Below are 21021 nucleotides of genomic sequence, written 5' to 3' on the forward strand. Positions count from 1 at the left end.
CGCGGACGTACGTTTGGAAGGGGGGTAGGTGTTGCCCAATATGCGGTACAGGTCGTTTTTGCAATTAAATGGTAAGTAAACTGTGCTTTCTTCCTGAAACTTATTGAATTTGAGGTGATAGTGTCAATTTAGCTTTCAAATCAACATCGGACATTGCTTGTTTTCGCAGGAAAATAATAAGCTGAACCTAAATTTAAACGTCTAAGTTAATGAAATCACCGGTAGTGTCTTAAGGATCTATCAAAGTGCGGTTTATTTTGATAGTGTCAAAGCTAATAAGTATGAATAGCTGAAGCCTACTTCGCCTCAATAAAATGTTACCTCTTAATAATATATCTAAACTTAAATTACTTGAAATCATTGGACGAATCACTTTTTTCAAAAGCTTCACTATTGCAGAGCGAGAGCGTTTACTAAGCAGCACAAAAGTATATAAATGTGCAAAAGAGCAGTATGTACAATCTGAACTGGATCATAACAGCCATTTTTATATCGTGCTAACAGGCGAGATAGAGATATTGCGTCAAGGAAAAGCACAAGCCTTAGGTAGTATTTCTGCAGGTCAGTTTATTGGTGAAGGTAGCTTTATTAAAAAGCGACCTAAAAGTGCAAGTGCGAAAGCACTATCGGAATCGATAATTCTATGTATAGACGAGGATACCCTGCATGGCTTACCCTCGGTTTTAAAAGATAAGTTTAAAGATGCGGTTATTGAGGGAATGGCTCAACGTATCCAATATCTTAGCGATCAAATACAAAGGTTATATGGCGAATAATCGTTAGCGTTGAAGAGGTAATATAGGGTTATAAAAGCCTCACATACTATGTGAGGCTCTTGTCAAACGCTCATCTTTGCTAAAACTGGTTTACGTCAATTTTCATCAAAGAGCCAGCATCTTTCATCATCGTTTTCGAAAGTGTTTTTACACGTGGGAATAATCTATCAAAGTAAAACTCTGCTGTGCGTACTTTAGCCTTATTGAACTCTTTATCACCTTTACCTTCAGTTAGATTCTCATTAGCAGATTGTGCCATCATCGCCCACATATAGCCCATGAATATATAACCTGAGTACATCAGGTAGTCTACTGAACATGAACCAACGAAATCTCTGTCCTTACGTGCTTTCAGCATTAGTCTGACCGTATGACGTTGCCAGTTAGCCACTTCTTTGCTCAATTGCCAAATGAATTTATGCATGCGTTTCTTTTGTGGATTACCAGAAATCATGCTGTGATCTTTACAGAACGCTAATATCTCGATACTGAATGATTTGAATAATTGTGCTCTATCTAGCAGTATCTTACGGCCGACTAAATCCAAAGCTTGAATGCCAGTTGTACCTTCATATAGGCTTGAAATTCTTACGTCACGTAAGTTTTGCTCCAATCCCCATTCCTTGATGTAGCCATGACCACCAAAGATTTGAATTGCATTATTGGCCGATTCAAAGCCTACTTCTGTAAGAAAAGCTTTGAGAATAGGCGTGATGAAGCCTAATTTCCTATCAGCGGCATCTCGCTCTTCTTGAGTAGCGCCTTTATCAGTCTGATCAGCTATCAAAGCAGCGTAATAGGTCATTGCACGACCGCCTTCCGAGATGGCCTTTTGCGTCAGAAGCATACGCCTCACATCAGGGTGATGAATGATAGGATCTGCTATTTGTTCAGGTGATTTGGTGCCGCTTAATGAACGCATAGACATTCTATCTTTTGCGTAGGCCAAACTGATTTGGTATCCGAGTTCAGATGCAGCGACGCCTTGAATTGCAGTGCCTATACGTGCAGTGTTCATAAAGGTAAACATGCACTCTAATCCTTTATTCTCCGGGCCAATCAAATAGCCTTTTGCGCCATCGAAATTTAATACAGCAGTAGCAGACGCTTTAATCCCCATTTTGTCTTCGATAGAACCACAAAATACTGGATTGCGCTCCCCAAGAGAATTATCTTCATTAATATTAAACTTAGGCACAATGAAAAGTGATATGCCGCGGGTACCTTTAGGTGCATTAGGTAGACGTGCTAACACAATATGGATGATGTTTTCAGTCAGATCATGTTCACCAGCAGAAATAAAAATTTTGCTACCAGTAACTGAGAAACTACCGTCTTCATTTGGCTCTGCTTTTGTTCTAATCTGTCCTAAGTCGGTACCACATTGCGCTTCAGTAAGACACATGGTGCCACTCCATGTACCTTCTGTAAGTTTAGGCATGTAGCTATTTTTTTGTTCTTCGCTACCATGCGCCAAAATGGTATTCATAGCACCAATACTAAGACCAGGGTACATGCCAAAAGACCAGTTAGAAGTGCCTACTATTTCGCTTTTGATTAAGCCGAGTGATGTTGGTAGTCCTTGACCGCCATATTCAACAGGGTGAGAAAGCCCTTGCCACCCTGCTTCTATAAATTGCTGGTATGCCTCTTTAAACCCTGATGGTGTGGTTACAACGCCGTCATTGAATGTACACCCTTCTTTATCTCCACTGTGATTTAGTGGGGCGAGTTCATTTTCACAAAATTTAGCACACTCACTGATAATGACTTCTACAAGGTCTGGCGTTGCTTCTTCAAACTCTGGAAATTTTTTATAGTGCTGTTCAAATTTAAAAACATCATTAACGAGAAAATTGATGTCTTCAACGGGGGCTTTAAAATCGGTCATATAAAACTCTTGTTATGCAAAAATGGAAAAATCCAACATACTGGTCAGATGAGTTTAGTCTGAATGGGAGTTCGGATCAATAGTTGATAAAGGGAAGTTATCTTTTCATAAAATAGAAGCAGGGGTTTTTTGTTTGAATAAGTATAAAAAAGCCCCGCTGTTGCGAGGCTCTTTAATTAAATAATTAACTTAATAATTATTTTTTAGCATTACGCTCTTTAACTTCAGCAATTACTGCTTCAGCAACGTTATTTGGACATGGGTTGTAGTGAGAGAATTCCATAGAGAATTGACCACGACCTGATGTCATTGTACGTAATGTTCCGATGTAACCGAACATTTCTGAAAGAGGAACGTCTGCTTTAATACGAACACCAGTTGTACCAGCTTCTTGGTCTTTGATCATACCACGACGACGGTTAAGGTCACCGATAACATCACCAACGTGATCTTCTGGAGTAAACACATCAACTTTCATGATTGGTTCAATTAACTGAGCACCGGCTTTTGGAATCGACTGACGGAATGCGCCTTTTGCAGCGATTTCGAAGGCAACAGCAGATGAATCAACCGCGTGGAAGCCACCGTCGAATAATTCAACTTCAACATCCAATACAGGGAAACCAGCAAGAACACCAGTATCCATCATTGATTTGAAACCTTTCTCAACAGCCGGGAAGAATTCCTTAGGAACGTTACCACCAACAACCGTTGAAGTGAACGTGAAACCAGAGTTTGGCTCGCCTGGACGGATTTTGTAATCGATCTTACCAAACTGACCAGAACCACCTGATTGTTTCTTATGCGTGTAAGAATCTTCAATTTCTTGAGTGATTGTTTCACGGTAAGCAACTTGTGGTTTACCAACCTCTAATTCAACGCCGTAAGTACGCTTTAAGATATCTACTTTAATATCTAAGTGTAATTCACCCATACCTTTAAGGATGGTTTCACCAGAATCTTCGTCAGTTTCAACTTTGAACGTAGGATCTTCTGCAACCATCTTACCGATAGCGATACCCATTTTCTCTGTAGAACCTTTATCTTTAGGCGATACAGCGATTGAGATTACTGGCTCAGGGAATACCATAGCCTCAAGTGTACATGGCTCTTTAACAGAACATAAAGTATGACCTGTTTGAACGTTTTTCATACCTACGATAGCAAGGATATCACCCGCTTGTGCTGATGTAAGTTCTGTACGGTCTTCAGCTTGCATTTCAACCATGCGGCCGATACGTTCAGTCTTGCCAGTGAATGAGTTAAGTACAGTATCGCCTTTGTTTAATGTACCTGAGTATACACGTACGAAAGTAAGGGCACCGAATCGGTCATCCATAATTTTGAATGCTAATGCACGGAACGGCTCTTCAGCATCAACGATCGCGAATTCACCTGTAGGTTCACCTTCTTCGTCAGTTAACGGTTGAGGCGGAACTTCAGTTGGCGAAGGTAAGTAATCAACAACAGCGTCTAATAATAACTGCATACCTTTGTTTTTGAATGCTGAACCACAGTATGTAGGGAAGAACATTAATTCGTTTGTACCTTTACGGATACATGCTTTAATTTGTTCTTCAGTCGGTGTCATTTCACCTTCCAAATATTCCATCAACATGTCTTCGTCAGCTTCTAAAGCTGTTTCGATCATTTCTTCACGGTAAGCAGCAGCGTCGTCAACCATATCCGCAGGGATATCTTTAACTTCGTAGTTTTCTGGCTGACCTGAATCATCCCAGTAGTATGCTTTTTGAGTTAGTACATCAACAACACCTACAAAATCATCTTCTTCACCAATTGGTAAAGTCATTGCAAGTGGGCGGGCACCAAGTACATTTTCTACTTGATCTTTAACGCGGTAAAAGTTCGCACCTAAACGGTCTAACTTGTTAACGAAAATTAAACGAGCAACTTTAGACTCGTTAGCGTAACGCCAGTTAGTTTCCGATTGTGGCTCAACACCACCAGAACCACAAAATACACCGATACCACCATCAAGTACTTTAAGTGAACGGTATACTTCTACTGTAAAGTCAACGTGACCAGGAGTGTCAATTACGTTGAAACGGTGTTTTTTCCACTCACAAGTTACAGCAGCAGACTGGATAGTAATACCGCGCTCAGCTTCCTGTTCCATGAAGTCAGTAGTTGACTCACCATCATGTACTTCACCAATCTTATGGATCATACCTGTAAGTTTCAAAATTCGTTCTGTTGTGGTGGTTTTACCAGCATCAACGTGAGCGAAAATACCAATATTTCTGTATTTACTTAAATCTGCCATTGTTTTGCTCTAAATAAGGTTAGTGAATAAAAACCGCGCGAGTATACCAGAACTTCAAGCAAACAAACATAGTTGAATAAGAAAATATCGCTATTTACCAGCGCAGAAATTAGCCAAAGCTAGTGATTGTGGGGAGTTTCAGCGTTTATTCAATATTGAACAAAAATACTAATTATTTTGGTATTTACAACCGTTTCGCTTGCAAATCTGTGCAATTCTAAAAGAATAGCTCAGTGCTTTATGGCTAAAAAACAAAGTGCACAATGTTACTGTGACCCAAATAGTCAACGGTTTGTTTAAAGCTTTCTATATATAAGCAGAGTTAAATAGATTTTGCGGTGCTTTCGCCAAGATATACAAGATATATAAGTACTAGCATACCTAGTACCTAATTTTATTCATGTGTGATTAAAGCATAGCAACAACCTATGGAACCGTATTAGTTTTTCCGGCTTGTTATTAAAACTATCTAATAGCAGAGCAAATTTGTGCTAGCTATATGGTAGTAATGTTTATTGCCTAATAAGCCATGCTGAACAATTGTTAAGTATATCAATTCCAGTGTGACAACCACCATGTTAGTGCATTTCTAGCAAGTTAAAAGTTATGGTTGTATTTCTAATCGAATTAAGTATAATACGCCTCCACGTATGGCTATGCCTGCGTGTTTTTAAGCAAATATAACTCAGGTTTGTTTGCTTCTACAGCAACCCCGATAGGGGGTTGAATGATATTAGCGATACTCCCCCCTTCTACAATAGGAAGGTGATGGGCAGTATTTTGTTCGTTCTTTAAAATTGGGGATTTGTCTTCATGTCAAATCAAAGAATTCGCATTCGTTTGAAAGCGTTCGATCATCGTTTGATTGATCAATCTACAGCAGAAATCGTTGATACTGCAAAACGTACTGGCGCACAGGTTCGTGGTCCTATTCCACTTCCTACTCGCAAGGAACGTTTCACTATCTTGGTTTCTCCACACGTTAACAAAGATGCGCGTGATCAGTACGAAATTCGTACTCACAAGCGTTTAATTGATATCGTTGAACCTACTGATAAGACTGTTGACGCATTGATGCGTTTAGACTTAGCAGCTGGCGTTGACGTTCAAATTAGCTTGGGTTAATAGGGGGTTTTAACATGACTATAGGTCTAGTTGGACGTAAAGTAGGCATGACTCGTATCTTCTCTGAAGATGGCGTTTCTACACCTGTTACAGTCCTAGAAGTTGAAGCGAACCGTGTTGCTCAGGTTAAAACTGTAGACAACGATGGTTATTCAGCACTACAAGTTACTACGGGTGCTAAAAAAGCAAACCGTGTTAACAAACCAGCAGCTGGACATTTCGCTAAAGCAGGAATCGAAGCAGGCCGCGGCTTGTGGGAATTCCGTTTAAACGAAAATGAAGGTGAAGGTCTTGAAGCTGGCAGTGCGATCACTGTTGAGCTTTTCAACGACACTAAATTAGTAGACGTAACCGGTACATCGAAAGGTAAAGGTTTCCAAGGTGGTATTAAGCGTTGGAATTTTACAATGCAAGATGCTACTCACGGTAACTCTATCTCTCACCGTTCAAACGGTTCAATCGGCCAGTGTCAAACACCAGGTCGTGTATTTAAAGGCAAAAAAATGTCTGGTCACATGGGTGCTGTGAAGGTAACTACACAAAACCTTGAATTGGTTCGCGTTGATGCTGAACGTAACTTGCTTCTTATTAAAGGTGCAGTTCCGGGCGCAATTAACGGTAACGTAATCATCAAACCAGCTGTTAAAGCCTAACGTCTGAGGAGAATTTTGATGGAATTAGCATTAAAAGACGCGTCAGGCGCTCTTGAAGTTTCTGAAGCAACTTTCGGACGTGAGTTCAATGAAGCATTAGTACACCAAGTAGTAGTTGCATATGCAGCTGGTGCTCGTCAAGGTACACGTGCTCAGAAAACTCGTTCTGAAGTAAGCGGCGGTGGCAAGAAGCCATGGCGTCAAAAAGGTACTGGCCGTGCACGTGCTGGTACAACTCGTGGTCCAATCTGGCGTACAGGTGGCGTAACATTCGCTGCTAAGCCACAAGATCACAGCCAAAAAGTTAACCGTAAAATGTATCGTGGTGCTATTGCTAGCATCCTTTCTGAATTAGTTCGTCAAGAACGTTTAGTTATAGTTAATGATTTCGCAGTTGAAACACCGAAAACTAAAGAATTAGTTGCTAAGCTTAAAGGTTTAGAACTTAAAGATGTATTGATTGTAACGCCAGAAGTTGATGAGAACTTATTCTTGTCTGCTCGCAACTTATACAAAGTTGACGTTCGTGACGTTCAAGCAATCGACCCAGTTTCTTTAGTTGGTTTTGAAAAAGTATTGATGACTGCTTCTGCAGTTAAGCAAATCGAGGAGATGTTAGCATGATAAGCGAAGAACGTTTGTTGAAAGTGCTTTTAGCACCGAACATTTCTGAGAAAGCAACAATGGCCGCTGAAGCAAACAACACAGTTGTTTTCAAAGTTGCTACTACTGCTACTAAAGCTGAAATCAAAGCCGCTGTTGAAAAGTTATTCGAAGTTTCTGTTGAAGGTGTTCGCACTTTGAATGTTAAGGGTAAAACAAAACGTACAGGTGCTCGTTTTGGTCGTCGTAGCGACTGGAAAAAAGCGTACGTTACTCTTGCAGAAGGCAGTGATATCGACTTCGTTGGCGCTGAGTAATAGGAGAGTTATAAAATGGCTATTGTAAAATGTAAACCAACTTCTCCGGGTCGTCGCCACGTTGTTAAAGTGGTTAACTCTGAGTTGCACAAAGGTAAGCCTTACGCTCCTTTATTAGATACTAAATCTAAAACTGGTGGTCGTAACAATACAGGTCGTATTACAGTTCGTCACGTAGGTGGTGGTCACAAGCATCATTACCGTTTGATTGACTTTAAACGTACTAAAGATGGTATCCCTGCAAAAGTAGAGCGTTTGGAATATGATCCAAACCGTAGTGCTAACATTGCGTTAGTATTATATGCAGATGGTGAACGTCGTTACATCTTGGCTCCAAAAGGCCTTACAGCTGGTGATACGATCCAGTCAGGTATCGATGCTCCAATCAAAGCAGGTAACACATTACCTTTACGTAACACACCATTAGGTAGTGTTGTTCACGCAATCGAATTGAAGCCTGGTAAAGGTGCTCAAATCGCGCGTGCTGCTGGTACTTATGCACAATTAGTTGCTAAAGATGGCGCTTATGTGACTTTACGTCTTCGCTCTGGCGAAATGCGTAAAATCGAAGCTGACTGTCGTGCAACTCTTGGTGAGATTGGTAACGCAGAACACATGTTACGTTCACTAGGTAAAGCTGGTGCTACACGCTGGCGTGGTGTTCGCCCAACTGTTCGTGGTGTTGCCATGAACCCGGTTGATCACCCACACGGTGGTGGTGAAGGTCGTACTTCTGGTGGTCGTCACCCAGTATCTCCTTGGGGCGTACCTACTAAAGGTTACAAGACTCGTAAAAACAAGCGTACTGATAAGTTCATCGTACGTCGTCGTACTAAATAGTACTAGTTAATTAAATAAGAGGAATCACCATGCCACGTTCTCTCAAGAAAGGTCCATTTATCGACCTACACTTGTTGACGAAGGTAGAGAAAGCTCTGGAAAGCGGGAATAAAAAACCAATTAAAACTTGGTCCCGTCGTTCAATGATCATACCTAATATGATCGGATTGACCATAGCTGTCCATAATGGCCGTCAACACGTACCTGTGTTTGTAACTGATGAAATGATCGGTCACAAACTAGGTGAATTTGCACCAACTCGTACTTACCGTGGCCATGCTGCGGATAAGAAAGCGAAGAAAAGATAAGGGGAAGTTAAATGGAAGCTATTGCTAAACATAAATTTGCCCGTGGTTCTGCTCAAAAAGCACGTTTAGTTGTGGATCAAATCCGCGGCTTGCACGTTGAGAAAGCACTTGAAATCTTAACTTACAGCAACAAATCAGCTGCTGTTTTAGTGAAGAAAGTACTTGACTCAGCAATTGCTAACGCAGAGCACAATGATGGTGCAGACATTGATGAATTATTCGTTAAAACTATTATGGTTGACGATGGTCCAACAATGAAACGTATTAAGCCTCGTGCGAAAGGTCGCGCGGATCGTATCCTTAAACGCACAAGCCACATCACTGTGGTTGTTGCTGATAACTAGGAGATATTAGTATGGGTCAAAAAGTACATCCTACCGGTATTCGCCTAGGTATCACAAAGCCTTTCGCGTCTACATGGTTCGCAAGCAGCAAAGATTATGCAGATAACCTTCACGGTGACCATTTGGTTCGTGAATACTTAACTGAAAAACTTAAGCGTGCTTCTTTATCGAAAATCGTGATTGAGCGTCCAGCTAAATCTATCCGCGTAACAATCCACACGGCTCGTCCAGGTGTTGTTATCGGTAAGAAAGGCGAAGACGTAGAAAAATTACGTTTAAAAGTATCACAAATCGCTGGTGTACCTGCGCAAATTAACATTGCGGAAGTACGTAAGCCAGAGATGGATGCTCAATTAGTTGCTGACAGCATTGCTAGCCAATTAGAACGTCGTGTTATGTTCCGTCGTGCTATGAAGCGTGCAGTACAAAACGCTATGCGTTTAGGTGCTAAAGGTATCAAAGTTGAAGTTAGTGGTCGTTTAGGCGGTGCAGATATTGCTCGCTCTGAATGGTACCGTGAAGGCCGTGTTCCATTACACACTTTGCGTGCTGACATCGACTATGCTACTGCGCGTGGCGAAACTACGTACGGTACTATCGGTATTAAAGTTTGGATCTTTAAAGGTGAAGTAATTGGTGGCATGCCTACGCAAGTAGAAGCGCCAGCTCCTAAGCCTAAGAAAAGAAACAACCGTAAGAGCAAGTAGGAGTTAAGTAATGTTACAACCAAAACGTACTAAATTCCGTAAGCAAATGAAACTGCGCAACCGTGGTCTTGCACACACAGGTAGCTCAGTTAGCTTCGGTACTTTCGGTTTGAAATCAGTTGAGCGTGGTCGTATGACTGCTCGTCAAATCGAAGCCGCTCGTCGTGCGATGACTCGTCACGTTAAGCGTCAAGGTAAAATCTGGATTCGCGTATTCCCTGATAAGCCAATTACTAAAAAACCTCTTGAGGTTCGTATGGGTAAAGGTAAAGGTGGCGTGGAATATTGGGTTTGTCAAATCCTACCAGGTCGTGTTCTTTATGAAATGGAAGGTGTTTCTGAAGAGTTAGCGCGTGAAGCTTTTGCTTTAGCAGCAGCTAAGCTTCCTTTCAAAACTACCTTCGTAACTAGAACGGTGATGTAATGAAAGCTAGCGAACTTAAAGAAAAGAGCATTGAAGAGCTAAACGCTGAACTACTTAACTTACTACGTGAGCAATTTAACTTACGTATGCAAGCAAGTACTGGTCAGTTAGCTCAGACACATATGCTTAGAACAGTGCGTCGCAACATTGCACGCGTAAAGACAATCATGACTGAAAAGGCTGGTAAGTAATGAGCGATAAAATTCGTACACTACAAGGTCGCGTAATCAGCAACAAGATGGATAAGTCTGTTACTGTTCTGATCGAGCGTCGTGTTAAGCACCCTATATACGGTAAATTCATGATCCGTTCAACTAAGTTGAAAGCACATGATGAAGCTAACGTATGTAACGAAGGTGACTTAGTAACTATTCGTGAATGTGCACCAATTTCTAAGAGTAAATCTTGGACATTGGTTGACGTTTTAGAAAAAGCTTAATCGCAATTTCTAGTACGTAAACACTTCAATATATGCGTAAAAGCCTCACCCTAACCGGTGGGGCTTTTTTATGCCCAATGCAAAATGAAGTTGTTACAAAGCTAGCTTTATCTTAATAATAATCTTATTCCTAACTTACAATTGTCACAAAACTAAGCGATTAAATCAGTTCAATAAAATCCCTAGTAATCGTAAGGGTTTAGTGCCTTGCTACTCCAAAATAATTGTCTATTCTTTGAACTAAAAGGAAAGCATGACTCAGATCAACAAAGGGCTTAGTAGTTACTGAGCATTGTTACAATTGAATACATAGAGTGCTACCTTACCGAAATATAGAGTTATCTATAAACTTCGTTATCAAGGTTGAACAATGCGTCAGTATTTTACTCTAAGCTTTATTCTTTTCGCGCTCACTTGGGCATTGCCAAGTTATGCGTTGTTTGTTAGTCCGCCTAAAGATCCTATCCCTCTAATTAAAGAAATTTTTCCTTCGCAAGCCAGCATTTCTGAAAAACAAGGCGACCCGTTACATTGGGTTATTAAACAGGGCGATGAAGTTTTAGGTTATGCCTTTGAAACTAACGACATAGCGAAAATACCTGCCTATTCAGGTGAGCCAGTAAACATGCTAGTTATTATAGATCCACAAGGGAATTATTTAGCAGCAAAAGTATTGGAACATCACGAGCCAATTATTCTTGCGGGTATTCCTGAAACGAAATTATATGATTTTGCTGATCAGTATCCAGGCTTATCCGTTGCAACGAAAATTAAAGTAGGAGGTAATACCTCGCAAGGCTCTGTTCACATAGATGGGTTATCTGGAGCAACGGTTACCGTTCGCGTGATGAATGTTGCAATCACTCGTGCTGCACAGTCCGTTGCTAAGTCGCAAGGGATTATTGATGAAAGTCAGTTCAGTGCCACGCCGATGGCGACAATCAAACAGGACGTATATACATCTGCTGACTGGCAAGCGTTGGTCGGAGATGGCTCGATCAGAAGACTTTTTCTAGACCGAGCAAAAATCGACCAGGCATTTGTAGGTACCGAAGCTGAAGATGTTGAAAAAGCATCACCTGAGCAAAAGCAAGATATGTTTGCGGATATTTACTTTGGCCAAATAAATCTACCAAATCTTGGTAAAAATATATTAGGTGAAGCAGAGTTTGAGTGGCTTCAGAAGCTGCTTAAGCCAGGCGAACATGCGGTGCTTATTATGGGTAATGGGTACTCATTCAAAGGTTCAGGCTATGTTCGCGGCGCGATATTCGATCGTATACAGGTGATTCAAAATGACACCAATATTTCTTTTCGCGATTTAGATCATCATCGCATTACTGATTTGGTTATTTCTGGCGCACCTGAGTTCAAAGAAATGTCTTTGTTTGTGATTGGTGAACATCATAAATTCAACCCCGGCGAAGACTGGCAACTTGAGTTACTAGTACGTCGTCAAACAGGGCCTCTAGACAGTATTTTTACAACATTTAAAGGCGACTACTCAGCTCTAGGCAGAGATGTTGACAGACCAATAGTTGAAGAGGAACTCACCTTAACACAGCAGGTTTGGCAGGAAAAAAATGCTGAAGTGATGATCTTAATTTTTGCCATGTCATTACTTATATTAATGTTGTTTTTCCAAGATGTCTTCGTTAGACATCCAACCTTCATGCACAACTTTAGACATATATTTTTAATATTCACCGTTGTATTTATCGGGTGGAGTTGGGGCGGTCAGCTATCAGTTGTTAATGTGTTTACGTTTTTACAAGCATTCATGAAAGATTTCAGCTGGGACTTATTCTTACTTGACCCTATTATTTTCTGCCTGTGGATAGCTGCTGCTGTCACAGTCGTCATCTGGGGGCGCGCGGTATATTGTGGTTGGTTGTGTCCTTTTGGCGCATTGCAAGAGTTGATAAATCACGTCGCCCGCATGTTGAAAATCAGACAGTTTGAACTTCCTTTTGCAGTGCATGAGCGATTATGGGCAATTAAGTATCTTATTTTACTTGGATTATTCGGCTTATCTTTAGACTCTTTAGCAACAGCAGAGCAGTTCGCAGAAATTGAGCCTTTCAAAACAACATTTTTGTTAAAATTTGACAGAACATGGCCTTTTGTTATCTACGCCGCTTTCTTATTAGTGATTAACATCTTTACACGTAAATTCTTTTGCCGATATTTATGTCCATTAGGGGCAGCGTTATCTATGCCAAACAGTGCGCGGTTATTTAGTTGGCTAAAACGTCGTCCTGAGTGTGGCACCCCTTGTAAAACTTGTGCTAAAGAATGTGAAATTCAAGCAATTTATCCTGATGGCACCATTAATATGCGCGAATGTCATTATTGCCTTGATTGCCAAATGACATATTTTAACGAGACAAAATGTCCACCATTGAAAAAAATGGCGCGTAAGAAACAACAATATAAAAAACAGGCTATTCCTGTAGAAGTAACGAATTAACTTTTAAGCAATATCTGGTTAATAGCTCTTTAAAGAGCATCAAAAATAACAATTGGAGAAGCACATGATCGACAATGAAAAAGACTCAACAGAGTTAGGCCTCGAGAATGAAGAGCGCCGTAAATTTTTTGGCAAAACCGCATTAATAGGCGCTGGCGCAGTAGCAGCACCTATGACTGCAGCAATGTTTGCTGCGACGGCACAAGCCAAAGCTAAAGAAGCAGCAGGTAGCCCACATGTTGGCCCAGGCGAACTAGATGAATACTATGGTTTCTGGAGTGGTGGTCACTCTGGTGAAGTACGTATTTTAGGTGTTCCGTCAATGCGTGAATTAATGCGTATACCTGTATTTAACACTGATAGTGCAACAGGTTGGGGCATCACAAATGAATCGAAGGCTATTAAAGGTAAGCAGAGCGAAAATATTCATGTAGGTGACTCTCATCACCCACACATGTCAATGACTGACGGTAGCTACAACGGTAAATATGTATTCATCAACGATAAATCAAACACACGTGTTGGTCGAATTCGTTGTGACGTAATGAAAACTGATAAGATTACTCATGTACCTAATGTTCAAGCTATCCATGGTTTGCGTGTACAAAAAGTTCCTTACACTAAATACGTGATTTGTAACGGTGAATTTGAAGTACCTTTGGTTAATGATGGGACAGATCTAAACAACCCTAAAGCTTACCGTTCAATGTTTAACTGTATTGATGCAGAAACAATGGAAGTTTCTTTCCAAGTGATTGTTTCTGGTAACTTAGACAACACTGATGCAGATTATGACGGTAAATATTTCGCTTCTACTTGTTATAATTCAGAAAATGGCGTTAATTTAGGTGAAATGATCACGGCTGAACGTGACCATGTTGTAATATTTAGTCTTGAACGTTGTGAAGCCGCGATCAAAGCTGGCAACTACAAAATGATGAATGGTGTCAAAGTATTGGACGGTCAAAAAGGCTCTGAGCTGACTCGTTACATTCCGGTGCCAAAATCTCCTCACGGTTTAAATACTTCGCCAAATGGTAAGTACTTCGCAGCAAACGGTAAGTTATCACCTACAGTTTCATTGATAGAAATTGCTAAGCTTGATTCTTTATTCGCGGATAAAATTAAGCCTCGTGACGCTATTGCCGCAGAAGTTGAATTAGGTTTAGGTCCACTACATACCGCCTTTGATAATAAAGGTAATGCTTATACAACGTTATTCTTGGATAGCCAAATTGCTAAATGGAACGTTGAAGACGCAGTACGTGCTTATAATGGTGAAAAAGTTAACTACATTCGTCAAAAACTAGACGTTCACTATCAACCAGGCCATAACCATACATCAGCTGGTGAAACGCGTGACGCTGATGGTAAATGGTTAGTGTCACTATGTAAGTTCTCTAAAGACCGTTTCTTACCTGTTGGTCCATTACGCCCAGAAAATGATCAATTAATTGATATCTCTGGTGATGAAATGAAACTAGTACATGACGGCCCTACTTATGCTGAACCGCATGACTGTATGATGGTACATCGCAGTAAAATGAAGCCAAACAAACTTTGGACGCGTGATGATCCTATCTTCGCGGGCACAGTGGCAATGGCTAAAGCCGACGGTGTGAACGTCATGACGGAAAACAAGGTTATTCGCGACGGCAATAAAGTACGTGTTTACATGACATCTATCGCCCCTAACTTTGGTATGAATGAGTTTACCGTTAAAGAAGGAAACGAAGTCACTGTTGTAGTGACTAACCTTGACCAAGTTGAAGACGTAACCCACGGTTTCTGTATGACTAACCATGGTGTACAAATGGAAATTGGTCCACAAGCTACAGCTTCTGTGACCTTTATTGCCGACAAACCAGGCGTACAATGGTACTACTGTAACTGGTTCTGTCACGCATTACACATGGAAATGCGTGGTCGTATGCTTGTAGAGCCGGCATAAGGTATACTGGGGAAAAACGCGTAATTGTTTTTACCCATATTATCTCTAAAACAACGCATAGTGCCTAGCATTATGCGTTGTTTAATTTAAAGAAGAGAGAATGCTCTTGTCGATTTTTAAACATTCTGTTCTGCTTACTTTAAGCTTTATTTTGCTGAGCTTACACTCCAAGGCAGAGGTAATTCATGTTGATGCAGGCATGGATCTATCAAAACAAATCTCTTTAGCTCAAGCGGGTGATCATTTGATTTTGGCACCAGGGCGTTACCGTGGGCAATTCACAATTGATAAACAACTCACTTTGTCTGGAACCAAAGAGTCTATCCTTGACGCCGGTGGCAGTGGCAATGCACTTTTGTTAACGAGTTCAAATATTACAATTGACAATCTTTCTATTGTTAATTGGGGCGATGATTTAACCGAGCAAAATGCCGGAATTTATGCTGAGCAACCAACAACAAACCTTTTGATTAAAAATAACCATTTGCAAGGCGACGCCTTTGGCATGTGGATACAAAATACCCAAAATACTCGTATTCTGAATAATACGGTTATAGGAAACACAACACTTCGAACGGCAGATCGCGGCAATGGCATCCAACTGTCGGGGGTTAAGCAAAGCGAGGTCATTAATAATAATATCAGTAAAGTACGTGATGGCTTGTATGTGATTAATAGCCAAGATAATGTATTGCGAGGAAATACCTTGCACCACTTACGCTACGGTATTCATTACATGTATTCTTATAAAAACAGTATTATTCAAAATCACGCATACAGTACCCGAGCAGGTTACGCGATGATGAATTCTCGCTACCTTGAGATTACGGGTAACACCAGTAAAGACAGCGAAGATTATGGATTTTTGCTCAACTACATTATTCATAGCAACATTAGCGGAAATGTTATAGAAGACGTGTGGACCAAACCTGAGAAAAAGGTGTTGGGTCGAGATGGAAAGGGCTTTTTTGTCTATAATTCTGGTTATAACACCATCAGTAATAACGTGGTTAAGCGCACGGAAATTGGCATTCACCTGACCGCGGGCTCGGAGAACACGAAAGTATATGGTAACAGCTTTATAGATAACCCCGTCCAAGTTAAATATGTGTCGAATAAGAAGCAAGAGTGGAGTAAAGACGGCTACGGTAATTATTGGAGCAATTATTTAGGCTGGGACATGAACAACGATGAAAAAGGTGATGTACCGTTTGAGCCTAACGACGGGATTGATAAATTACTTTGGCAATACCCAGAAATGAAAGTATTGATGTCGAGTCCAGCTATATTAGTGTTGCGATGGGTGCAACGACAATTTCCTGTCTTAAAACCACCGGGAGTTAAAGATAGCTTCCCCTTAATGAGTCCACCTGCAATCGAAAATCTGCAACAAATAGCCGTAGTTAAAGAGTAAATAAAATTATGAGCAAAATCATTGTGTCACTCAATGAAGCGTCGAAGTCATATCAACAACTTGATGCACTTTCAAATATTAATCTGTCTTTACCAGAAGGTGAGGTGCTTGGTTTATTCGGTCACAACGGTGCCGGTAAAACAACCATGATGAAGCTCATTTTGGGGGTTATTTCTGCGACAGCCGGTGAAGTGTCAGTATTTGGCGTTAGTCCAGACAGTAAAGAAGCATGGCACATGCGTAAACAAATGGGCTATTTACCTGAAAATGTGAGCTTCTATGAACACCTAACGGGTTTGGAGGTACTTACTTACTTTAGTAAGTTAAAAGGCTACGACAAAAAAACTGCACATCAGTTGCTTGAACAAGTCGGTTTATCTCATGCTATGAATAGACAAGTGAAAACCTACTCCAAAGGTATGCGTCAGCGTTTAGGTCTAGCACAAGCATTTATCGGTGAGCCGAAATTACTCCTACTTGATGAGCCCACTGTTGGTTTAGATCCAATAGCGACACAAGAGTTTTACCAAACAGTAGACCAATTAAAGTCTTCAGGCGCTAGTATTATTCTTTGCTCTCATGTTTTACCTGGCGTAGAGCAGCATATTGACAGAGCAATGATCATGTCTTCGGGTAAACAGCTGGCAATAGGAACACTTAGCGAACTTAGACAGCAAGCTAATCTGAACGTGACAATAAAGCCCCACGGGTTAAATGGAGCACTAGTGAAAGATAAATTGCTTAATGATTACTGGGATATCGAACAACAGTCTTTGTTAGTGCCCGAGCCTCAAAAAGTGCAAGTTTTACGACACTTACTTAGCCATGATGGATTGTCTGATATCAGCGTGTCTCCTGCCAATCTTAATCAGTTGTATCAGCATTTTTTGACTGCACACGAATCTATATCAGCACAATCGAAAAACATGACATTAGGGGCCCATTCATGAAACAAATTCTAACGGTCGCAAATAAAGAGTTTCATGATGGCTTAAGAAACAGATGGTTTATCTCAATCACAGGGATTTTTGCCATTTTATCCATCGGATTAAGTTACTATGGTAGCGCCGTATCGGGCAGCGTAGGTGTTGCATCATTGTCATCGACAATAGCGAGTTTGGCGAGCCTCGCGGTATTCCTAATTCCATTAATAGCTTTATTGGTGAGTTACGACAGTTTTGTTGGTGAGCAAGAATCAGGCACCCTCCTTTTATTGTTGACTTATCCAATGAGTAAAAGCCAGTTACTGTTAGGTAAATTTATTGGGCAAGGGGGAATTATATCGCTTGCCATTCTATTGGGTTTTGGCGCTTCTGCCGCATTGCTGTCATACCAACAGGGCGCAGAAGAAGTATTGCCTGCCTTTAGTCTATTCATTGGCTCAGCCATATTACTGGGGTTGAGCTTTACTGCTATAGCCTATATTGTCAGTTTATTAGTAAACGAAAAGTCTAAGGCCGCAGGTTTTGCGCTAATCTTATGGTTCTTCTTCGCATTAGTGTTCGATATGGCAATGCTTGCATTACTTGTTGGAACAGAAGACGTTATGTCACAGCAAGGCTTAACGAATTTAATGATGCTCAACCCTGCCGATATTTTTAGATTAGTTAATTTTGCAGGTCTTGAAAGCTCAGATGTTAATGGGGCTTTGGCCGTGGCAATACAGTCAAGTGCTTCAGCTAGTGAGCTATTTATCTTACTTGGCTTATGGGTGATAATCCCGCTAGTACTAGCAATAGTTATTTTTAGAACGAGAAAAATTTAATGAAAAAAATTCATCACGCGTTGATGCTTATAACGGCAATAACATTAGGTGCTTGTACGGAGCAAAAAACTGAAGAAGCATTGTTAACCGCAGTGGCGATTGAAAAAGCGGACGAATGTCACTTGTGCGGTATGATCATTGAAGGTTTTGCGGGCCCTAAAGGTGCGGTGACTCATAAAACCGAAAATACGCCACGTAAGTTCTGTTCGACCCGAGATATGTTTGCGTATTATTTAGATCCTGAGCATAAAAGAAATGTTAAACAATTGCTGGTGCATGATATGAGTCAGGTGCCATGGGATATGCCAGACGATGAACTATATATAGATGCTAAAAGCGCTTGGTTTGTGGTCGGTTCAAATCAGTCTGGCGCAATGGGCTCTACGTTAGCTAGCTTTGCAGAGAAAAAAGTGGCGGATGCATTTGCGAGTAAATATGGCGGTAACGTATATTCATTTGATGGAATAACAACCGATCTTATCAATCAATTCTAATTCGTCGCTAATTCTAAATTTTGGTGATACAAGAAATTATTGATGTGTCACCTTTTCTTCCATCCAGAATGTAGCAACAATATATATCGTTTCATAACCCAAACAAATTGTATAAATAAAGTACCAATTTAAAATTGGTGGTGTTATAATCTCGCGCCCTCTCGTTATGAGTGGGTTTTTTAAAGGCAGTGACGGGTCAAATTTCTGGCCTTGAATTTTAAATAACAGCGGAGCACATAAAATGATCCAGATGCAATCACAGCTTGACGTTGCTGATAATAGCGGCGCCAAACGTGTACAGTGTATAAAGGTCCTTGGTGGCTCGCACCGTCGCTACGCACGCATTGGTGATGTCATTAAAGTTGCAGTGAAGGAAGCAATTCCTCGCGGCAAAGTAAAAAAAGGTGATGTCCTAAACGCGGTAGTGGTGCGCACTAAAAAGGGCGTACGTCGTTCAGATGGTTCAACCATTCGTTTTGACGGCAACTCGGCAGTAATGTTAAATGCTAACTTACAGCCAATTGGTACTCGTATTTTCGGGCCGGTGACACGTGAATTAAGAACTGAAAAGTTCATGAAGATCGTATCATTAGCACCAGAAGTACTATAAGGAGTCACGAAAATGGCCTCTAAAATTCGTCTAAATGACGAAATAATCGTACTTGCGGGTAAAGACAAGGGCAAAACTGGTAAAGTTACTAAAGTTCTTGTTGAAAACAGCAAAGTATTTGTAGAAGGTGTTAACCTAATCAAGAAACATCAGAAGCCTGTACCTCAGTTACAGCAAGCTGGTGGCATCGTTGAGAAAGAAGCACCAATCCATGTATCTAACGTAGCAATCGTTAACCCTAAATCAGGGAAAGCGGATCGCGTTGGTTTCAGAATTGAAGACGGCAAAAAAGTTCGTTTCTTCAAGTCTGATAACGAATTAGTTTAATATTGGAGTAAACGATGGCGAAACTGCATGAGTTTTACAAAGATACAATTGTTTCAGACCTTCAAAAGAAGTTTGAATACAAAAGTGTCATGCAAGTCCCTCGGATTGAAAAGATCACCCTAAACATGGGTGTTGGTGAAGCTATTACTGATAAAAAAGTATTAGAAAACGCCACAAATGATCTTACTTCGATCTCTGGTCAAAAGCCTATGATCACGAAAGCACGCAAATCAGTTGCGGGCTTTAAAATTCGTGAAGGCTACCCTATTGGCGCAAAAGTAACTTTACGCGGCGAACGTATGTGGGAATTCTTAGAAAGATTAATTTCTATCTCAGTTCCACGTATCCGTGATTTCCGTGGCTTGAACCCTAAATCATTCGATGGCCGTGGTAATTACAGCATGGGCGTTCGTGAGCAAATCATATTTCCTGAAATCGATTATGATAAAATCGATAAGATCCGCGGTATGGATATTACTATCACTACCACAGCGGCATCTGATGAGGAAGGTCGTGCTTTGTTGACTGCCTTTAATTTCCCGTTTAAGAAATAAGGTGTAGAGTTATGGCTAAATCATCTATGAAAGCACGTGAAGCTAAGCGCACTAAATTAGTCGCTCAGTACGCTGAAAAGCGCAGTGCATTAAAAGCAATTATCTCAAACGTAAATTCTTCTGAAGAAGAACGTTGGGATGCAGTATTAAAACTTCAATCTTTACCTCGTGACTCAAGCTCATCACGTCAACGTAACCGTTGTAACGTGACTGGCCGTCCACATGGTTTTTTACGTAAATTCGGTTTAAGCCGCATTAAATTACGTGAAGCGACAATGCGCGGTGAAGTACCTGGTCTTAAGAAAGCTAGTTGGTAATCAAAGGAGAACGCAATTATGATGACTGATCCTATCGCGGACATGTTTACACGCATCCGCAACGGTCAATCTGCAGCAAAAACTGCAGTAACTATGCCTTCTTCTAAGCTTAAAGTGGCTATCGCTAACTTACTTAAAGAAGAAGGTTATATTTCTGAATTTGCAGTTGCTGAAGGTACAAAACCTGAACTAACTGTTGAGTTGAAATATTTTGAAGGCAAAGAAGTAATCGAAACGATCAAGCGTGTTTCACGTCCAGGTCTTCGCGTATACAAAGGCAGCAATGAGCTTCCTAAAGTATTAGCAGGCATGGGTATTGCAATCGTTTCTACTTCTAAAGGTTTGATGACGGATCGCGCCGCTCGCTCTGCGGGTCTTGGCGGTGAAATCCTTGGTTTCGTAGCGTAA

Annotated in this window: 25 protein-coding genes; 23 read left to right on the forward strand and 2 right to left on the reverse strand. The window is 40.9% G+C overall.

Annotation, left to right across the window (positions count from 1 at the left end; translation table 11 throughout):
• The first annotated feature begins 314 nt into the window (after positions 1–314).
• Positions 315–776 carry a Crp/Fnr family transcriptional regulator gene (locus QUE03_RS02485; protein ID WP_286264740.1) on the forward strand — a complete coding sequence of 154 codons (462 nt, stop codon included), beginning with the start codon at positions 315–317 and terminating at the stop codon, positions 774–776.
• 79 nt (positions 777–855) lie between these two features.
• Here QUE03_RS02485 and QUE03_RS02490 read toward each other — a convergent pair whose 3' ends face one another.
• Together QUE03_RS02490 and fusA are read right to left on the reverse strand one after the other, a co-directional pair.
• The gene (locus tag QUE03_RS02490; RefSeq protein ID WP_286264742.1) at positions 856–2667 is read right to left on the reverse strand and encodes an acyl-CoA dehydrogenase C-terminal domain-containing protein; all 1812 of its coding nucleotides are present in this window, start codon (positions 2665–2667) and stop codon (positions 856–858) included.
• A 196-nt stretch (positions 2668–2863) separates the two neighbouring features.
• Complete coding sequence (gene fusA / locus QUE03_RS02495) at positions 2864–4951, reverse strand: elongation factor G (protein ID WP_286264745.1); 2088 nt, start codon at positions 4949–4951, stop codon at positions 2864–2866.
• A gap of 813 nt (positions 4952–5764) precedes the next feature.
• On the opposite strand from fusA, the gene rpsJ reads away from it, so the two are divergent.
• The 22 genes from rpsJ to rpsH all read left to right on the forward strand — a co-directional run bounded on the left by rpsJ (position 5765) and on the right by rpsH (position 21021).
• On the forward strand, positions 5765–6076 hold the full coding sequence (gene rpsJ, locus QUE03_RS02500) for a 30S ribosomal protein S10 (protein ID WP_286264748.1): 312 nt from the start codon (positions 5765–5767) through the stop codon (positions 6074–6076).
• Positions 6077–6090: 14 nt separating this feature from the next.
• Positions 6091–6729, forward strand: a complete 639-nt coding sequence (rplC, locus tag QUE03_RS02505) for a 50S ribosomal protein L3 (protein WP_286264750.1) — start codon at positions 6091–6093, stop codon at positions 6727–6729.
• 18 nt (positions 6730–6747) lie between these two features.
• On the forward strand, positions 6748–7353 hold the full coding sequence (gene rplD, locus QUE03_RS02510) for a 50S ribosomal protein L4 (protein ID WP_286264752.1): 606 nt from the start codon (positions 6748–6750) through the stop codon (positions 7351–7353).
• On the forward strand, positions 7350–7649 hold the full coding sequence (gene rplW / locus QUE03_RS02515; RefSeq protein WP_286264754.1) for a 50S ribosomal protein L23: 300 nt from the start codon (positions 7350–7352) through the stop codon (positions 7647–7649). Before rplD ends, rplW begins: the two co-directional genes overlap by 4 nt.
• Before the next feature lie 15 nt (positions 7650–7664).
• On the forward strand, positions 7665–8489 hold the full coding sequence (gene rplB, locus QUE03_RS02520; RefSeq protein ID WP_286264756.1) for a 50S ribosomal protein L2: 825 nt from the start codon (positions 7665–7667) through the stop codon (positions 8487–8489).
• Between the two features lie 29 nt (positions 8490–8518).
• Positions 8519–8797: a 30S ribosomal protein S19 gene (gene rpsS, locus QUE03_RS02525; protein WP_135438210.1), complete on the forward strand. Its 279-nt coding sequence runs from the start codon at positions 8519–8521 to the stop codon at positions 8795–8797.
• Positions 8798–8808: 11 nt separating this feature from the next.
• Positions 8809–9141: a 50S ribosomal protein L22 gene (gene rplV, locus QUE03_RS02530; protein ID WP_286264762.1), complete on the forward strand. Its 333-nt coding sequence runs from the start codon at positions 8809–8811 to the stop codon at positions 9139–9141.
• A gap of 11 nt (positions 9142–9152) precedes the next feature.
• Positions 9153–9848, forward strand: a complete 696-nt coding sequence (rpsC, locus tag QUE03_RS02535) for a 30S ribosomal protein S3 (RefSeq protein WP_286264764.1) — start codon at positions 9153–9155, stop codon at positions 9846–9848.
• A gap of 10 nt (positions 9849–9858) precedes the next feature.
• Entirely contained in the window at positions 9859–10272 is a 414-nt protein-coding gene (gene rplP, locus QUE03_RS02540) for a 50S ribosomal protein L16 (RefSeq protein WP_044841776.1), read from the forward strand.
• The gene (gene rpmC, locus QUE03_RS02545) at positions 10272–10463 is read left to right on the forward strand and encodes a 50S ribosomal protein L29 (protein ID WP_286264777.1); all 192 of its coding nucleotides are present in this window, start codon (positions 10272–10274) and stop codon (positions 10461–10463) included. The genes rplP and rpmC overlap by 1 nt, the downstream gene beginning before the upstream one ends.
• Positions 10463–10711: a 30S ribosomal protein S17 gene (gene rpsQ, locus QUE03_RS02550; protein WP_286264779.1), complete on the forward strand. Its 249-nt coding sequence runs from the start codon at positions 10463–10465 to the stop codon at positions 10709–10711. Before rpmC ends, rpsQ begins: the two co-directional genes overlap by 1 nt.
• A gap of 370 nt (positions 10712–11081) precedes the next feature.
• Complete coding sequence (gene nosR / locus QUE03_RS02555; RefSeq protein WP_286264782.1) at positions 11082–13181, forward strand: transcriptional regulator NosR; 2100 nt, start codon at positions 11082–11084, stop codon at positions 13179–13181.
• A 64-nt stretch (positions 13182–13245) separates the two neighbouring features.
• Positions 13246–15132: a TAT-dependent nitrous-oxide reductase gene (gene nosZ, locus QUE03_RS02560; protein WP_286264785.1), complete on the forward strand. Its 1887-nt coding sequence runs from the start codon at positions 13246–13248 to the stop codon at positions 15130–15132.
• Between the two features lie 100 nt (positions 15133–15232).
• On the forward strand, positions 15233–16546 hold the full coding sequence (locus QUE03_RS02565; RefSeq protein ID WP_286264787.1) for a nitrous oxide reductase family maturation protein NosD: 1314 nt from the start codon (positions 15233–15235) through the stop codon (positions 16544–16546).
• An 8-nt stretch (positions 16547–16554) separates the two neighbouring features.
• Positions 16555–17496 (forward strand): ABC transporter ATP-binding protein, encoded by a 942-nt coding sequence (locus QUE03_RS02570; RefSeq protein ID WP_286264788.1) that lies wholly within the window; start codon positions 16555–16557, stop codon positions 17494–17496.
• On the forward strand, positions 17493–18311 hold the full coding sequence (locus tag QUE03_RS02575) for an ABC transporter permease (RefSeq protein WP_286264790.1): 819 nt from the start codon (positions 17493–17495) through the stop codon (positions 18309–18311). The genes QUE03_RS02570 and QUE03_RS02575 overlap by 4 nt, the downstream gene beginning before the upstream one ends.
• Positions 18311–18805, forward strand: coding sequence for a nitrous oxide reductase accessory protein NosL (locus tag QUE03_RS02580; protein ID WP_286264792.1), 495 nt, complete (start codon positions 18311–18313; stop codon positions 18803–18805). The genes QUE03_RS02575 and QUE03_RS02580 overlap by 1 nt, the downstream gene beginning before the upstream one ends.
• Before the next feature lie 241 nt (positions 18806–19046).
• Positions 19047–19415, forward strand: coding sequence for a 50S ribosomal protein L14 (gene rplN, locus QUE03_RS02585; protein ID WP_286264794.1), 369 nt, complete (start codon positions 19047–19049; stop codon positions 19413–19415).
• A 12-nt stretch (positions 19416–19427) separates the two neighbouring features.
• Positions 19428–19742 (forward strand): 50S ribosomal protein L24, encoded by a 315-nt coding sequence (rplX, locus tag QUE03_RS02590; protein WP_286264796.1) that lies wholly within the window; start codon positions 19428–19430, stop codon positions 19740–19742.
• A gap of 14 nt (positions 19743–19756) precedes the next feature.
• A complete protein-coding gene (rplE, locus tag QUE03_RS02595; RefSeq protein WP_286264798.1) occupies positions 19757–20296 on the forward strand; it encodes a 50S ribosomal protein L5 in 540 nt (179 codons plus the stop codon).
• An 11-nt stretch (positions 20297–20307) separates the two neighbouring features.
• Positions 20308–20613 carry a 30S ribosomal protein S14 gene (gene rpsN, locus QUE03_RS02600; RefSeq protein ID WP_286264800.1) on the forward strand — a complete coding sequence of 102 codons (306 nt, stop codon included), beginning with the start codon at positions 20308–20310 and terminating at the stop codon, positions 20611–20613.
• A 15-nt stretch (positions 20614–20628) separates the two neighbouring features.
• Positions 20629–21021, forward strand: a complete 393-nt coding sequence (gene rpsH / locus QUE03_RS02605; RefSeq protein ID WP_286267728.1) for a 30S ribosomal protein S8 — start codon at positions 20629–20631, stop codon at positions 21019–21021.

It is taken from the genome of Thalassotalea atypica, assembly GCF_030295975.1.
GTDB classification, from domain to species: Bacteria; Pseudomonadota; Gammaproteobacteria; order Enterobacterales; family Alteromonadaceae; genus Thalassotalea_F; species Thalassotalea_F atypica.

What these genes read in the sequence shown, in the direction of transcription:
- QUE03_RS02485 (WP_286264740.1), top strand. Translation starts at nt 315, where the DNA reads ATGTTACCTCTTAATAATATATCTAAACTTAAATTACTTGAAATCATT.
- QUE03_RS02490 (WP_286264742.1), bottom strand. Translation starts at nt 2,667, where the DNA reads ATGACCGATTTTAAAGCCCCCGTTGAAGACATCAATTTTCTCGTTAAT.
- fusA (WP_286264745.1), bottom strand. Translation starts at nt 4,951, where the DNA reads ATGGCAGATTTAAGTAAATACAGAAATATTGGTATTTTCGCTCACGTT.
- rpsJ (WP_286264748.1), top strand. Translation starts at nt 5,765, where the DNA reads ATGTCAAATCAAAGAATTCGCATTCGTTTGAAAGCGTTCGATCATCGT.
- rplC (WP_286264750.1), top strand. Translation starts at nt 6,091, where the DNA reads ATGACTATAGGTCTAGTTGGACGTAAAGTAGGCATGACTCGTATCTTC.
- rplD (WP_286264752.1), top strand. Translation starts at nt 6,748, where the DNA reads ATGGAATTAGCATTAAAAGACGCGTCAGGCGCTCTTGAAGTTTCTGAA.
- rplW (WP_286264754.1), top strand. Translation starts at nt 7,350, where the DNA reads ATGATAAGCGAAGAACGTTTGTTGAAAGTGCTTTTAGCACCGAACATT.
- rplB (WP_286264756.1), top strand. Translation starts at nt 7,665, where the DNA reads ATGGCTATTGTAAAATGTAAACCAACTTCTCCGGGTCGTCGCCACGTT.
- rpsS (WP_135438210.1), top strand. Translation starts at nt 8,519, where the DNA reads ATGCCACGTTCTCTCAAGAAAGGTCCATTTATCGACCTACACTTGTTG.
- rplV (WP_286264762.1), top strand. Translation starts at nt 8,809, where the DNA reads ATGGAAGCTATTGCTAAACATAAATTTGCCCGTGGTTCTGCTCAAAAA.
- rpsC (WP_286264764.1), top strand. Translation starts at nt 9,153, where the DNA reads ATGGGTCAAAAAGTACATCCTACCGGTATTCGCCTAGGTATCACAAAG.
- rplP (WP_044841776.1), top strand. Translation starts at nt 9,859, where the DNA reads ATGTTACAACCAAAACGTACTAAATTCCGTAAGCAAATGAAACTGCGC.
- rpmC (WP_286264777.1), top strand. Translation starts at nt 10,272, where the DNA reads ATGAAAGCTAGCGAACTTAAAGAAAAGAGCATTGAAGAGCTAAACGCT.
- rpsQ (WP_286264779.1), top strand. Translation starts at nt 10,463, where the DNA reads ATGAGCGATAAAATTCGTACACTACAAGGTCGCGTAATCAGCAACAAG.
- nosR (WP_286264782.1), top strand. Translation starts at nt 11,082, where the DNA reads ATGCGTCAGTATTTTACTCTAAGCTTTATTCTTTTCGCGCTCACTTGG.
- nosZ (WP_286264785.1), top strand. Translation starts at nt 13,246, where the DNA reads ATGATCGACAATGAAAAAGACTCAACAGAGTTAGGCCTCGAGAATGAA.
- QUE03_RS02565 (WP_286264787.1), top strand. Translation starts at nt 15,233, where the DNA reads ATGCTCTTGTCGATTTTTAAACATTCTGTTCTGCTTACTTTAAGCTTT.
- QUE03_RS02570 (WP_286264788.1), top strand. Translation starts at nt 16,555, where the DNA reads ATGAGCAAAATCATTGTGTCACTCAATGAAGCGTCGAAGTCATATCAA.
- QUE03_RS02575 (WP_286264790.1), top strand. Translation starts at nt 17,493, where the DNA reads ATGAAACAAATTCTAACGGTCGCAAATAAAGAGTTTCATGATGGCTTA.
- QUE03_RS02580 (WP_286264792.1), top strand. Translation starts at nt 18,311, where the DNA reads ATGAAAAAAATTCATCACGCGTTGATGCTTATAACGGCAATAACATTA.
- rplN (WP_286264794.1), top strand. Translation starts at nt 19,047, where the DNA reads ATGATCCAGATGCAATCACAGCTTGACGTTGCTGATAATAGCGGCGCC.
- rplX (WP_286264796.1), top strand. Translation starts at nt 19,428, where the DNA reads ATGGCCTCTAAAATTCGTCTAAATGACGAAATAATCGTACTTGCGGGT.
- rplE (WP_286264798.1), top strand. Translation starts at nt 19,757, where the DNA reads ATGGCGAAACTGCATGAGTTTTACAAAGATACAATTGTTTCAGACCTT.
- rpsN (WP_286264800.1), top strand. Translation starts at nt 20,308, where the DNA reads ATGGCTAAATCATCTATGAAAGCACGTGAAGCTAAGCGCACTAAATTA.